We start from the raw sequence: 11,759 nt of genomic DNA, 5'->3' as shown, positions 1-11,759 counted from the left end.
CTGGCGTCGTGGCGGCCCTCTGTTTCGGTCCGCCAGTGACGCGGAGCCAACCTGTAGCGCACATCATCAGCACGGGGCGATCGGAAAAGATGATCGCCCCCTACATCAGATTGAGATGCCGTGGAGGTTTTAAACCCCACAGCGAGCACTCTCCCGCCGAAACGGTTATGTGAAGTGATAAACCACCTGCACAATAACGGTTTTCTCACCCTTCAATATGTCGACATCAATGGCTTCCTCAGGGTCGGTGCTACGCCAACACACTGCGTCAACATCACACTTAACTTGCCTGTACCCCAAAGACGCCAGATAGTTTTCAACCTCACGAGTGGTATCTGTATCGTAAAATTTCATGGCATGCACATGCGTTGCAGGCCCGGTGATGTTGGTGTAATCAAACGAATAACGGGGGGAGATGCGCGGCATATTTTTGAGTATGTCAGGCGTATAAAAATCATATTCCCGTTTATCCTGCCCGGTATAGTGAGCGTTCCCGGCAAAGTCCATTTTAATCCAGGGCCAGGCGCAGGTGAGCGCAATGGCAACCACGATAATGATTCCGCTAAATATCTTAAATGACTTACGCATAGGGTCATGTTCCTCCTTCCCTGCGTAGCGTAATACGCTTAGCGCTGGCCTGGTCCTCGTTTTTTTACGAATTTTTGCCCGCTCACACCCGCACAAATTGCCACCATTGTAATGATAACCATTATCAATTATCCTCTCAGCGTTAATTTTTTGCCGGGCTGTGTAACCTTTTATGTCAATGCCAGCAGCGCCGCTTGCTGCCGATGCTTTCGCCAACCTGTATCAGAACCACCATCGCTGGCTGCGCCACTGGTTGCAGCACAAGCTGGGTTCCGCGTCTGATGCGGACGATCTGGCACAGGATACCTTTGTTCGGGTGCTGCTCGGTGGCAGCGCCCAGGATATCCGCGAGCCAAAATCCTTCCTCTGTACGATTGCCCGTCGGGTGATGGTCGACTTCTTCCGCCGCAATGCGCTGGAACGTGCCTGGCTGGCGATGCTGGAACAGCTGCCGGAAGAACAGATGCCCTCCCCCGATCTTCAGCATGAACTGCTGGAAACGCTGCAACAGATCGACGCGATGCTCGACGGCTTAGGGGCCAAAGTTCGCCAGGCATTTATGCTGTCACAGCTGGAAGGACTGACCTATCCGCAGATTGCCGAACGGCTTAATGTCTCCGTCAGTTCGGTCAAAAAATACATGGCGAAGGCCACCGAACACTGCCTGCTGTTCCGGCTGGAGCAGGAGCTGGCATGATGCATGAACAAGTGAGCGATCAGCAGAAGCAGGCGCTGAAAATGGCCGCACACTGGTTCGCCACGCTGTGCGCTGGCGAGATCACCCCGCAACAGAGCAGCAAATGGCTGCAATGGTATCAGCAACATGAAGATCATCGCTGGGCCTGGCAGCGCGTGGAATCACTGCGGGGCCAGCTGAAAAGCATGCCCGGCCACCTCGGTTATCAGACGCTGAATCAGGCACACCAAAACGCGCAGCTCACGCGCCGCCGGGTACTGAAATCCCTGCTGGTACTACTGGGCGTCGGCGGCACCAGCTGGCAGCTGTGGCAGTCTCCCACGGGCGTTGGCCTGCGATCCGACTACCACACCGGCACCGGTGAGCAGCGTCTGGTCAGGCTGGATGATGGATCGCAATTACAGCTGAACACCGCCAGCGCCGTGCAGATCGCCTTCAACACGCAGCAGCGGTTACTGCATCTCAACCAAGGTGAAATCGCCATCACCACGGCGAAAGATGCGCAACAGCGGCCGTTCCTGGTTGCCACTCGTGAAGGGATGTTGCGCGCGCTCGGCACCGAATTCAGCGTGCGCCAGTGGGAAAACCAGACACAGCTGGCCGTGCAGAAACACGCAGTGGAAGTGACGCTCAATGCCGATCCGCAGCAGATATTGCGCGTACCGGAAGGGCAAACGCTACGCTTCAGCGCACAGGCTTTCGAGCCACTGCGGGCATTAACCCCTGGCGATATCAGCTGGACGAGCGGCCTGCTCAGCGTCAGCAATCGTCGCCTCGCAGAAGTAATTGCCGAGGTGGCACGCTATCGCCACGGAATACTGAGCTGCGATGCCAGCGCTGCCGACCTGCGCGTCAGCGGCACCTTCCCGCTCCAGGATACCGATCGGTTACTGCGGGTGCTGGCGCAGACATTACCGATTAAAATTCAGACCATGAGCCGTTACTGGGTCAAGGTTAGCGCCGCGTAATTCGACAACCCTGAATAAAAATAAGAAATATTTTCATTTCGATTGTCCCTTTTGATCGCCTCGTCCGACTCCTTCAGTACACAACACAAAAATGATTTCTTTCGGAGACGGTCATGTCTGATTCCTGCGCCCGCATCAAGCGCGCTGTTAACAAAGCAACACCTCTGGCTTTCGCTATTCACTGTGCCCTTGTTCCTGTGGCGCTGCTGGCCTCGCCGCTCGTTATAGCGGCCACCACGCAGGCCGCCGCCCTGAACTACCAGATTGCGGCAACGGATCTCGACAGCGCGTTGAATCAGTTCGCAGCCCACTCCGGCATCACGCTGTCGGTGGATGCCTCCCTGACCCAGGGTAAAAAAAGCCCCGGCCTGAACGGCAGCTACTCGGTGGATAACGGTCTGCAAACCCTGCTCGACGGCAGCGGCCTGCAAACCAAAGCGCTGGGCAATAACGCCTATACCCTGACGCCTGCCGTGGCGGTCGCCGTCCCTGCCAGCACGCTTACCGTGGTCGGTGACTGGCTGGCCGACGCGCGTGAAAATGACGTGTTTGAACATGCCGGTGCGCGCGATGTGATCCGCCGCGATGAATTTATCAAAACCGGCGCCACCACCATGCGTGAAGCGCTGAACCGTATCCCTGGCGTGAACGCCCCGGAAAATAACGGCACCGGCAGCCACGATATGGCGATGAACTTTGGTATTCGTGGCCTCAACCCGCGTCTCGCCAGCCGATCCACCATTCTAATGGACGGCATCCCGGTGCCATTTGCCCCTTACGGCCAGCCGCAGCTGTCGCTGGCCCCGGTGTCGCTCGGCAATATGGATGCGGTGGATGTGGTACGTGGCGGCGGTGCCGTACGCTACGGGCCGCAGAGCGTGGGCGGTGTGGTTAACTTTGTCACCCGCGCCATCCCGAAAGAGTTTGGCATTGAAGCCGGAATGGAAGGATTGCAAAGCCCGACCTCCAGCCAGCATGATCCGAAAGGCAGCGGCAACTTTATGATGGGCGGCACCGCCGATAATGGCCTGGGTGCGGCGCTGCTCTATTCCGGCACCCGCGGCAGCGACTGGCGCGAGCACAGCTCCACCAAAATTGACGACGTGATGCTGAAAACCCGTTACGCGCCGAACGAGGTGCACACCTTTACCAGCCTGCTGCAATACTACGAAGGCCGGGCGCAGATGCCGGGCGGCCTGACGCGTGCGGCGTACAATGCAGACCGTTTCCAGTCCACCCGTCCGTATGATGAGTTCTGGGGTCGCCGCCAGCTGGCGAGCTTCGGCTATCAGTTCCAGCCAGATACGCAGCACAAATTCAATATTCTCACCTTCTACACCAACACGCTGCGCAGCGGTTACCTCGATCAGGGAAAAAACCTGACGCTGTCACCGCGTGAATACTGGGTGCGCGGTGTGGAACCGCGCTACAGCCAGAGCTTCACGCTGGGGGAAACCGCCCATGAAGTCGGCGTGGGTTACCGCTATGTGAGTGAATCCACCCACGAAGTGCGCTACTTCAGCCCGGCCAGCAGCGGCAAACTGCCGACCGGCAACAGCCCGTACGATCGTGATACCCAGTCCGGCACCGAGGCGCACGCCTGGTACATTGATGACCGTATTGATGTCGGTAACTGGACCATCACGCCGGGTATGCGCTACGAGCATATTCAGTCGTATCAGAACGACTACTACAAAGACACCGAGCAGAAGATTGGCTACAACGCGCCGTTACCTGCGCTGAACGTGCTGTATCACCTCAATGACTCCTGGAATCTGTACGCCAATACCGAAGGCTCCTTCGGCACCGTGCAGTACAGCCAGATTGGCAAAGCGGTCGACAGCGGCAGCGTTGAACCGGAAAAAGCCCGCACCTGGGAGATCGGCACACGCTTTGATAACCAGGCCTTACAGGCAGAAGTGGGTCTGTTCCTGATTAACTTCAGTAACCAGTACGAGTCGAACCAGACCGATGACAGCGTGGAATCACGCGGTAAAACCCGCCACAGCGGGCTGGAAAGCCGCCTGCGCTACGATCTCGGCGACGTCTCCCCGGCGCTGGAAAATCTCTCCGTCTCGGCCAGCTATGCGTATGTCAACGCGGTGATTCGCCAGGCGGGCGACAACTATGGTAATCAGGTGCCGTTCTCGCCGAAGCATAAAGGCACGCTGGGGATGGATTACCTCAGCGGCAACTGGACCTTTAACGTCAACAGCGAATACCAGTCCGGCCAGTACGCCGATAACGTCAACACGCAGCAGGAAAGTGCGGACGGTAGCCTCGGCCGTATTCCCGGCTTTATGCTGTGGGGCGCCCGCGCCAACTACGACTTTGGCCCACAGCTCGCTAACCTCAACCTCGCCGTGGGTGTGAAGAATATCTTCGACCACAACTACTTCACCCGCGCCGCAGAAGATAACAACAAGGGCCTGTATGCCGGGCAGCCACGCACGATCTATATGCAAGGCTCAGTGAAGTTCTGATGCTGCGTCATACCGGGCAGGGAGGCCCGGTTATCCCGTTATCACAGCGACATTCTCAGGAAATAACATGCTTACACGACTAATCCTCTCCCTGTTCAGCGCCCTGATGTTGATCACGCCCGCCGCTCAGGCGGTGACCGTTCAGGACAGCAACGGCGCGTTTACCCTCGATAACACGCCGCAGCGCGTGGTGGTGCTGGAGCTGTCCTTTGTTGATGCGCTGGCGGCCGTCGGCGTCAGCCCGGTTGGCGTGGCGGATGATAACGATCCGGCGCGCATTCTGCCGGAAGTGCGTTCACAGATTCAGCCGTGGAAATCCGTCGGTACACGCGGCCAGCCCAGCCTGGAAGTGATTGCTGCACTCAAGCCGGATCTGATTATTGCCGATGCTGCCCGTCACGGCGGCATTCTCGGCCAGTTAAAGACCATTGCGCCGACCCTGATGCTAAAATCACGTAATGAAACTTATGCTGAGAATCTGCAATCAGCGGCGATCATTGGCAAAGTATTGGGTAAAGAAGCCGACATGCAACAGCGACTGGCGCAGCATCACCAGCGTATGCAGGCGTTTGCCGCTGAGCTGCCAAAGAACCTGACGCTGGTGTTTGGCACCTCGCGCGAGCAGCAGTTCAACCTGCACAGCAGCGACTCGTATACCGGCAGCGTGCTCACCGCGCTGGGGATGAAGGTTCCGGCCCCGGTCAACCAGGTGGCGCTGGCGAGTATTAACCTCGAACAGCTGCTGGCGATGGATCCTGACTGGCTGATTGTCGCCCACTACCGTCAGCAGAGCATCGTGCGCGACTGGCAGCAGGACCCGCTGTGGCAGGTGCTGAAAGCCGCGCAGCACAACCAGGTGGCCGCCGTCGACAGCAATGTCTGGGCGCGCATGCGCGGGCTGTTTGCCGCTGAACATATCGCCCGCGATCTGGTTGCTATTCTTCATCATCAGTCGGTGACCGTGCCGCAATGATGCAGGGCAAACCGCTACTGGCCTGGGGGCTGCCGCTGATCCTGCTGGCGGCGGCATTCTGGCTGTCGCTGTTTTGCTGGTCCGCGGTGCCCATCAGCCCGCTGGCCGCGTTACGTGCGTTGCTGCCGGGCCAGAGCACCACGCTGCCCCAGGCTCTGGTGCTGAATCTGCGCCTGCCGCGCAGCCTGGTGGCGATGCTGCTGGGGGCCAGTCTGGCGCTGGCGGGCAGCCTGTTACAGACGCTGACGCGCAATCCGCTGGCCTCCCCTTCCCTGCTCGGTATCAATGCCGGGGCTTCGCTGGCGATGGTGCTGGCGAGCGCGTTCAATCCCGCGTGGGTGGCCGGGTACAGCATTGCGCTGCTGGCCGCCTGCGGTGGCGGGGTGAGCTGGGGCATGGTGATGCTGCTGGGCAGAGGCTGGCAGCAGGCGGGCGACCGCAGTCGGTTGATCCTTGCCGGGGTGACGGTGTCCGCATTGTGCGCCGCACTGACCAAAGCCACGCTGCTGCTGGCGGAAGATCATGCATACGGCATTCTGCACTGGCTGGCTGGCGGTGTTTCTCACGTGCGCTGGCGTGAATTCTGGCAGCTGTCTCCCTTCGTTTTACTGCTCGCACCTATGGCGTGGCTGCTGGCCGCACGCCTCAATCTGCTGCGCGTCAGTGATGACAGCGCCCGCACGCTCGGCGTGAACCTCGGTCGGCTGCGACTGCTGGTGAATGTTGTCGTGGTCCTGCTGGTGGGCAGCTGTGTCAGCGTGGCCGGGCCGGTGGCCTTTCTGGGCCTGCTGGTGCCGCATATGGCGCGGGCGTGGATCGGTCACGATCTGCGCGTGATGCTGCCTGCGGCCATGCTGCTGGGTGCGCTGCTGATGCTGCTGGCCGATGTGCTGGCACGCGGGCTGGCGTTCCCGGCTGAAATGCCTGCCGGTGCGGTGCTGGCGCTGATCGGTGCGCCGTTCTTTGTCTGGCTGGTACGGAGGCGCACATGAGATCGCCACGCATAACGCTATCGCTGCTGCTGGCTCTGGTGCTACTGACCATGCTGCTGTCACTGCGTTTCGGCAGTGAAACCCTGAGCTTCAGCGCGCTGCGCCAGGCGCTGAACCCAGCCGATCCCCACCACTTCGCGCTGATGGAGTATCGTCTGCCGCGAACCCTGCTGGCGTTGCTGGTCGGTGCGGCACTGGCGGTGTCCGGGGTGCTGGTGCAGGGGGTGATCCGTAATCCGCTGGCCTCGCCGGAGATCCTCGGGGTCAATCATGCCGCCGGGTTGTGTTCGGTAGCCGCGCTGATGCTGTTCCCGGCCTTGTCGGTACTGTGGCTGCCGCCGGTGGCGTTTGCCGGGGGATTGCTGGCCTTTGTGCTGCTGCGGATGCTGGCGGGTAACAGCGCACCGCTGCGGCTGGCGCTGCTTGGCGTGGCGCTAACCGCGCTGTATGCCAGCGTCACCGACTATCTGATGTTGTCACGCCCGCTGGAGATCAACCAGGCGCTGCTGTGGCTGACCGGAAGTTTGTGGGGGCGCGGCTGGCCGTTTGTCTGGGTTGCCCTGCCGTGGCTGCTGTTGCTGCTGCCACTGAGCCTGTTGCTGTGCCGCGATCTCGATCTGCTGGCGCTGGGTGAAGATCAGGCGCACACCCTTGGCGTTGCCCTGCCCGCCACGCCACGCCGGGCGCTGCTGCTGGCCCTGGCGCTGGCGGCTATTGGCGTAGCGCTGTGCGGCCCGATCAGTTTTATCGGGCTGGTGGCCCCGCATTTAACGCGGCGGCTGGTGGGTGGGCGCCATCACTGGCTGCTGCCAGCCTCCATGCTGACAGGCGCGCTGTTATTGCTGCTGGCTGACCTGCTGGCCCGCACGCTGCACGCGCCGCTGGAGCTGCCCGCCGGGGTGCTGACGGCGATTATTGGTGCGCCCTACTTTTTCTGGCTGTTAATGAGGACTCGCTGATGATGCAGTTAACCGCTCAACGGCTGAACGCGGGTTACGGCAGCACGCCCGTCCTGCATGATATTTCTCTGGCGCTGCCTGCCGGGAAAATCACCGCACTACTGGGTCCTAACGGCGGTGGGAAATCCACGCTGTTACGCTGTTTTTCACGTCTGTTAGCCCCACAATCCGGCGATATTCGTCTGAATGATACGCCGCTGAGGGATTTCAGCGCCCGTCAGCTTGGGCAGCGGCTGGCACTGCTGCCGCAACAGCATATTGCCCCGGAAGGGATCAGCGTGCAGGAGCTGGTGGGTTACGGCCGCAGCCCATGGCTGAATCTGTTTGGCCGCCCTGGAGCGGCCGACCGTCAGCTGATTGCTGCCGCGATGGACGAGGCGCAGATCAGCGATCTGGCTAGTAAGAAAGTGACGGAGCTGTCCGGTGGTCAACGCCAGCGGGTGTTTCTCGCCCTGACGCTGGCGCAGGATACGCCGCTGCTGCTGCTGGATGAACCCACGACCTACCTTGATATTCATCACCAGGTAGAGCTGATGGCGCTGCTGCGACGCCAGCAGCAGCAGGGAAAAACGGTGGTAGCCGTGCTGCACGATCTCAATCAGGCCAGCCGCTACTGCGATCATCTGGTGCTGATGTCCGCCGGGAAGATTGTCGCCAGCGGCAGCCCGGAGCAGGTGATGACGCCCGCGTTGCTGCGCACGGTGTTCAGTATTGATGCGCAGATTTATCCCGACCCGGTATCGGGCAGGCCGACAAGCGTGGTGCGGTGATAACGGCATGCTCGGTGTGCAGGCACTGAGCCATCGTGCAGGCCATCCGCAGGGTCGATCGGAAAAAATGATCGCCCCCTGCAACAGATCGTCATGGTTTTTAAGCCATCAACGATCACAGCGTCCTGATCAGCCGGGCGGGATTCCCGGCATAGATCCCCTTCACAGTCACCGGTTTCACCACCACACTGCCCGCACCAATCACCACTCCGCTGCATATCGTTTCCGTCAGGATGGTCGTGCCGCTGCCCACGGCAACATGGTCACCGAGCGTGATACGCAGCCAGTTTTGCGCATCCGCATCCGGTTTACCGCTGTGAAACAGATCGTTGGCAAAAGTGACGTTATGCCCGATAAAACAGTGATCGCCCAGCGTGACGTTCTCACAGATAAACGTGTGTGACTGAATACGACTGCCGCGCCCAATCACGCACCCTTTCTGGATCTCGACAAAAGGCCCCACAAACACATCATCCTGCAACACGCATTCATAGATATTTGCCGGGGTCATCACCCGGACATTTTGCCCGCTGACCACGTTGCGAATCTCACTGTCGATAATCTTCATTGCATCCTCTATTTATACAGCGCCAGATTCCCCGTCAGTTGCGTGATCTTCTTTTTTGGCCCGATTAAGCCAATCGCGACCAGCTCAATCTGCGGGCTGCTGACCGTGGAAATACGTTCCCCGTACTCTTCATACGTGCGGCACGACTGTGCCAGCGCGCTGAACGGCATGGCATAGATATCATCATCCTGAGCGGCGATAGCCAGTAGCTGCTGCACATAACTGCCCTCTGACAGCAGCACCGGCAACGGGGCATAAATCACCCCCGGATAGTTCACCGCATCGCTGCTTTGCAGGTCCGGCCCCACCAGGTTGTCGACCGTGCGGCCAAAGCTGATGCCAATCACGCTGGCAGCATTCATCGCCAGTCCTGGGCTGAGTTGATTGTCGATAATAATCGTACAACGGTGCTGCGTGGCGTCAAATTTCATCGGAATTTCCTGGTGTCAGTCACAATAATCAGGCGAATATTATTGCGCAGCACGGCGGGAAAAGGTTGTCTCAATTTGTTGTAAAATGGCTTAAAAAGGGCAAAATTAACCCAATGTAATATCAATATGAGAAGAACCGGACCTGATGACCTTAAACACAATCGATATGAAAATTCTGGCGCTGCTGCAAAACGATGCGCGCATCACCAATCAGACGCTGGCCGATCATATCGGGATGTCGGCCTCGCCGTGCTGGCGTAAGGTGCGCAAGCTGGAAGAGGATGAGGTGATTCAGGGCTACCGTGCCGTGCTGAATCGCAAGAAAATTGGCCTGGGAGTGATGGTGTTTGTCCGCGTATCGATCGACAGCCACAGCGAAGCCGAAGCGCGCAAATTTGAGCAGGAAGTCACGGCGCTGGAGGATGTGGTGGCCTGCTACAGCATCGGCGGCGACGCAGACTTTCTGTTACAGGTGGTGGCGCAGGATCTGGATGCCTACGCCGACTTTGCCATGAAGGTGATCCGCCGCCTGCCGGGCATCAAAGAGATGCAGAGTATGTTTGTGCTGAAAGAGATCAAACCGCTGGTGAGTTATCCGATTAAAGCCGGGTAAATACCCCGGCAGAATTGCGATTAACAGTTAATTGCGTATAATTCGATTATTATTTGCGCACAAGAATTAAGGTGCATAACGATGAACGAAACAATCGATCACGCCACGTTCAATAAGTTGGCAGAAGCCGGTGCAATCAACTCCGTCCAGGTGGTGGCTCAGCATGGAGGCTGGATATTGTTGATCCGCTATGGACGCATAGAGAGCCAACTGACTACGCAACGCAGCCGCCAGACGCGTCTGTTTAAACGACTGGAGTCATTGGTTATCTATTTGAAAGACCTGGGCATCGAACGCTTTGATATTGACTCTTCAGGCTTTGACCCACAAATAGGTCCAACGGGTACGCGGCCCGATCGTTCTGTGGCGCTTAAACGCGCCCATGAAGCCGCAGCGTATGAGCAGTGGTTCAGTGAACAGGTTTTGATTTCACAGAATGATGACAGTCCTTCCCTTGATCATCAGCAAGCCCGGGAAATTTTTGCCGCGAGGAAGCGCGCTCTGCTTAAGGAATAATCATGAAACTGGTATGGAAGCCACTTGCCCTGAAGGACAGGGAGACCATCATGGATTATATTGCCAAAGACAACCCGCTGGCCGCCGTTGAACTGGATGATCGCTTTGAAATTATCGCAGAATCAGCATGTCGTCACCCGGACATGTACAACATGGGGCGAGTGCCCGGCACTCATGAGGCGGTGGTTCATCCCCATTATGTCATGATTTATCAGGTCGATAGTTATAGCCTGAAAATACTGCGTATCCTGCACACTGCCCGGCAATGGCCATAACCGCCGCCATTCTCACCTACACCACCATCACCGTCTTCCCTTTGCCGATCAGCTGATCCAGCACCTCTGACGGGGCGGCATCGTCGGTAATAATCGTGTCAATTTTTTCCAGCGGCAGAACCTGGTTAAAGCCTTTGCGGCCAAACTTACTGGCGTCAGTCACCACCACCACTTTATGCGCTGCTGCCGCCATCACGCTGCTGATGGCAAACCCTTCGTTAAACGTGGTGATGCCGCTATCCGGGTCCAGACCGTCGGCCCCGACAAACATCAGATTGGCTGAGACGTCGCGCAGGGCATATTCCGCAATGGAACCGTGCAGCGAAATGGTTTTATGTCGCAGCGTGCCGCCGCACACCACCAGCGTAATATCTTTGTTTTCCGCCAGGATAAAAGCGGCGGGCAGATTGTTGGTGATCACCGTGATATTGCTGAAGGCCACCAGCTCCTCGGCGATCAGTTTGGTGGTGCTGCCACTGTCGAGGATCAGCGTATCGCCCTCCTGCACCAGACCTGCGGCCGCAATGGCAATGCGCTTTTTCGGCCAGGAGGCCAGCTGATAGCGATCCGTCAGGCTGACTTCCGCATGATACTGCACGGCTTCAGGCTCCTGAAGCGCGCTGCTGACGCGGGCGGCACCGCCGTGAAAACGCGTCAGTAACCCTCTCTCTTCCAGCAGCCGTAAATCTGCACGGATGGTCACTTCGGTCACGCCTAGCTTCCCCGAAATATCGTTAACCAACAGGCTTCCCTGAGCATTGACCAGCTCAACAATCTTCCTCCGGCGTTCAAACGTATTCATAACGGCTCCTGAAATGATGACCGGCGAAAGCTTAAACGGAAGCATTAGAAAGTAAAAGACAATAAAGACAAAGAAAGACAACGAAAGAATACGAAAAGATTATGACTCCGATCACAAAAGAACA

14 protein-coding genes are annotated in these 11,759 nt (G+C 58.2%); 10 read left to right on the top strand and 4 right to left on the bottom strand.

What is annotated here, in order from left to right:
* Positions 1-165 precede the first annotated feature (165 nt).
* Complete coding sequence (locus ACFL9S_RS12435; RefSeq protein WP_405262220.1) at positions 166-588, bottom strand: hypothetical protein; 423 nt, start codon at positions 586-588, stop codon at positions 166-168.
* A gap of 172 nt (positions 589-760) precedes the next feature.
* Here ACFL9S_RS12435 and fecI point away from each other — a divergent pair, with 172 nt between their 5' ends.
* From fecI to fecE, 7 genes are all read left to right on the top strand, one after another.
* Positions 761-1,285 carry a ferric citrate uptake sigma factor FecI gene (fecI, locus tag ACFL9S_RS12430; RefSeq protein WP_405262219.1) on the top strand — a complete coding sequence of 175 codons (525 nt, stop codon included), beginning with the start codon at positions 761-763 and terminating at the stop codon, positions 1,283-1,285.
* A complete protein-coding gene (gene fecR, locus ACFL9S_RS12425; protein WP_405262276.1) occupies positions 1,285-2,253 on the top strand; it encodes a ferric citrate uptake sigma factor regulator FecR in 969 nt (322 codons plus the stop codon). Before fecI ends, fecR begins: the two co-directional genes overlap by 1 nt.
* 113 nt (positions 2,254-2,366) lie before the next feature.
* Positions 2,367-4,736, top strand: coding sequence for a TonB-dependent Fe(3+) dicitrate receptor FecA (fecA, locus tag ACFL9S_RS12420; RefSeq protein WP_405262218.1), 2,370 nt, complete (start codon positions 2,367-2,369; stop codon positions 4,734-4,736).
* 67 nt (positions 4,737-4,803) lie between these two features.
* Positions 4,804-5,709, top strand: a complete 906-nt coding sequence (locus ACFL9S_RS12415; RefSeq protein ID WP_405262217.1) for a Fe(3+) dicitrate ABC transporter substrate-binding protein FecB — start codon at positions 4,804-4,806, stop codon at positions 5,707-5,709.
* Positions 5,706-6,701: an iron-dicitrate ABC transporter permease FecC gene (fecC, locus tag ACFL9S_RS12410; RefSeq protein ID WP_405262216.1), complete on the top strand. Its 996-nt coding sequence runs from the start codon at positions 5,706-5,708 to the stop codon at positions 6,699-6,701. The genes ACFL9S_RS12415 and fecC overlap by 4 nt, the downstream gene beginning before the upstream one ends.
* Positions 6,698-7,660: a Fe(3+) dicitrate ABC transporter permease subunit FecD gene (fecD, locus tag ACFL9S_RS12405; RefSeq protein WP_405262215.1), complete on the top strand. Its 963-nt coding sequence runs from the start codon at positions 6,698-6,700 to the stop codon at positions 7,658-7,660. Before fecC ends, fecD begins: the two co-directional genes overlap by 4 nt.
* Positions 7,661-7,662: 2 nt before the next feature.
* Positions 7,663-8,430 (top strand): Fe(3+) dicitrate ABC transporter ATP-binding protein FecE, encoded by a 768-nt coding sequence (gene fecE, locus ACFL9S_RS12400; protein ID WP_405262275.1) that lies wholly within the window; start codon positions 7,663-7,665, stop codon positions 8,428-8,430.
* A gap of 115 nt (positions 8,431-8,545) precedes the next feature.
* Here fecE and ACFL9S_RS12395 read toward each other — a convergent pair whose 3' ends face one another.
* A complete protein-coding gene (locus ACFL9S_RS12395) occupies positions 8,546-8,998 on the bottom strand; it encodes an acyltransferase (RefSeq protein WP_405262214.1) in 453 nt (150 codons plus the stop codon).
* A gap of 8 nt (positions 8,999-9,006) precedes the next feature.
* The gene (locus tag ACFL9S_RS12390; RefSeq protein ID WP_405262213.1) at positions 9,007-9,429 is read right to left on the bottom strand and encodes a DUF2000 domain-containing protein; all 423 of its coding nucleotides are present in this window, start codon (positions 9,427-9,429) and stop codon (positions 9,007-9,009) included.
* A 145-nt stretch (positions 9,430-9,574) separates the two neighbouring features.
* On the opposite strand from ACFL9S_RS12390, the gene ACFL9S_RS12385 reads away from it, so the two are divergent.
* The 3 genes from ACFL9S_RS12385 to ACFL9S_RS12375 all read left to right on the top strand — a co-directional run bounded on the left by ACFL9S_RS12385 (position 9,575) and on the right by ACFL9S_RS12375 (position 10,833).
* The gene (locus ACFL9S_RS12385) at positions 9,575-10,042 is read left to right on the top strand and encodes an Lrp/AsnC family transcriptional regulator (protein ID WP_405262212.1); all 468 of its coding nucleotides are present in this window, start codon (positions 9,575-9,577) and stop codon (positions 10,040-10,042) included.
* A gap of 81 nt (positions 10,043-10,123) precedes the next feature.
* The gene (locus ACFL9S_RS12380; RefSeq protein WP_405262211.1) at positions 10,124-10,558 is read left to right on the top strand and encodes a hypothetical protein; all 435 of its coding nucleotides are present in this window, start codon (positions 10,124-10,126) and stop codon (positions 10,556-10,558) included.
* A 2-nt stretch (positions 10,559-10,560) separates the two neighbouring features.
* On the top strand, positions 10,561-10,833 hold the full coding sequence (locus ACFL9S_RS12375) for a type II toxin-antitoxin system RelE/ParE family toxin (RefSeq protein ID WP_405262210.1): 273 nt from the start codon (positions 10,561-10,563) through the stop codon (positions 10,831-10,833).
* 16 nt (positions 10,834-10,849) lie between these two features.
* Here the strand turns inward: ACFL9S_RS12375 and ACFL9S_RS12370 are convergent, their stop codons facing one another.
* The gene (locus ACFL9S_RS12370; protein WP_405262209.1) at positions 10,850-11,635 is read right to left on the bottom strand and encodes a DeoR/GlpR family DNA-binding transcription regulator; all 786 of its coding nucleotides are present in this window, start codon (positions 11,633-11,635) and stop codon (positions 10,850-10,852) included.
* Positions 11,636-11,759 lie beyond the last annotated feature (124 nt).

It is taken from the genome of Erwinia sp. AnSW2-5 (genome assembly GCF_045107195.1).
Classification (GTDB): Bacteria; Pseudomonadota; Gammaproteobacteria; order Enterobacterales; family Enterobacteriaceae; genus Erwinia.
Note: the sequence above shows the minus strand (reverse complement) of the source record. Positions and strands in the feature narration are given on the sequence as shown.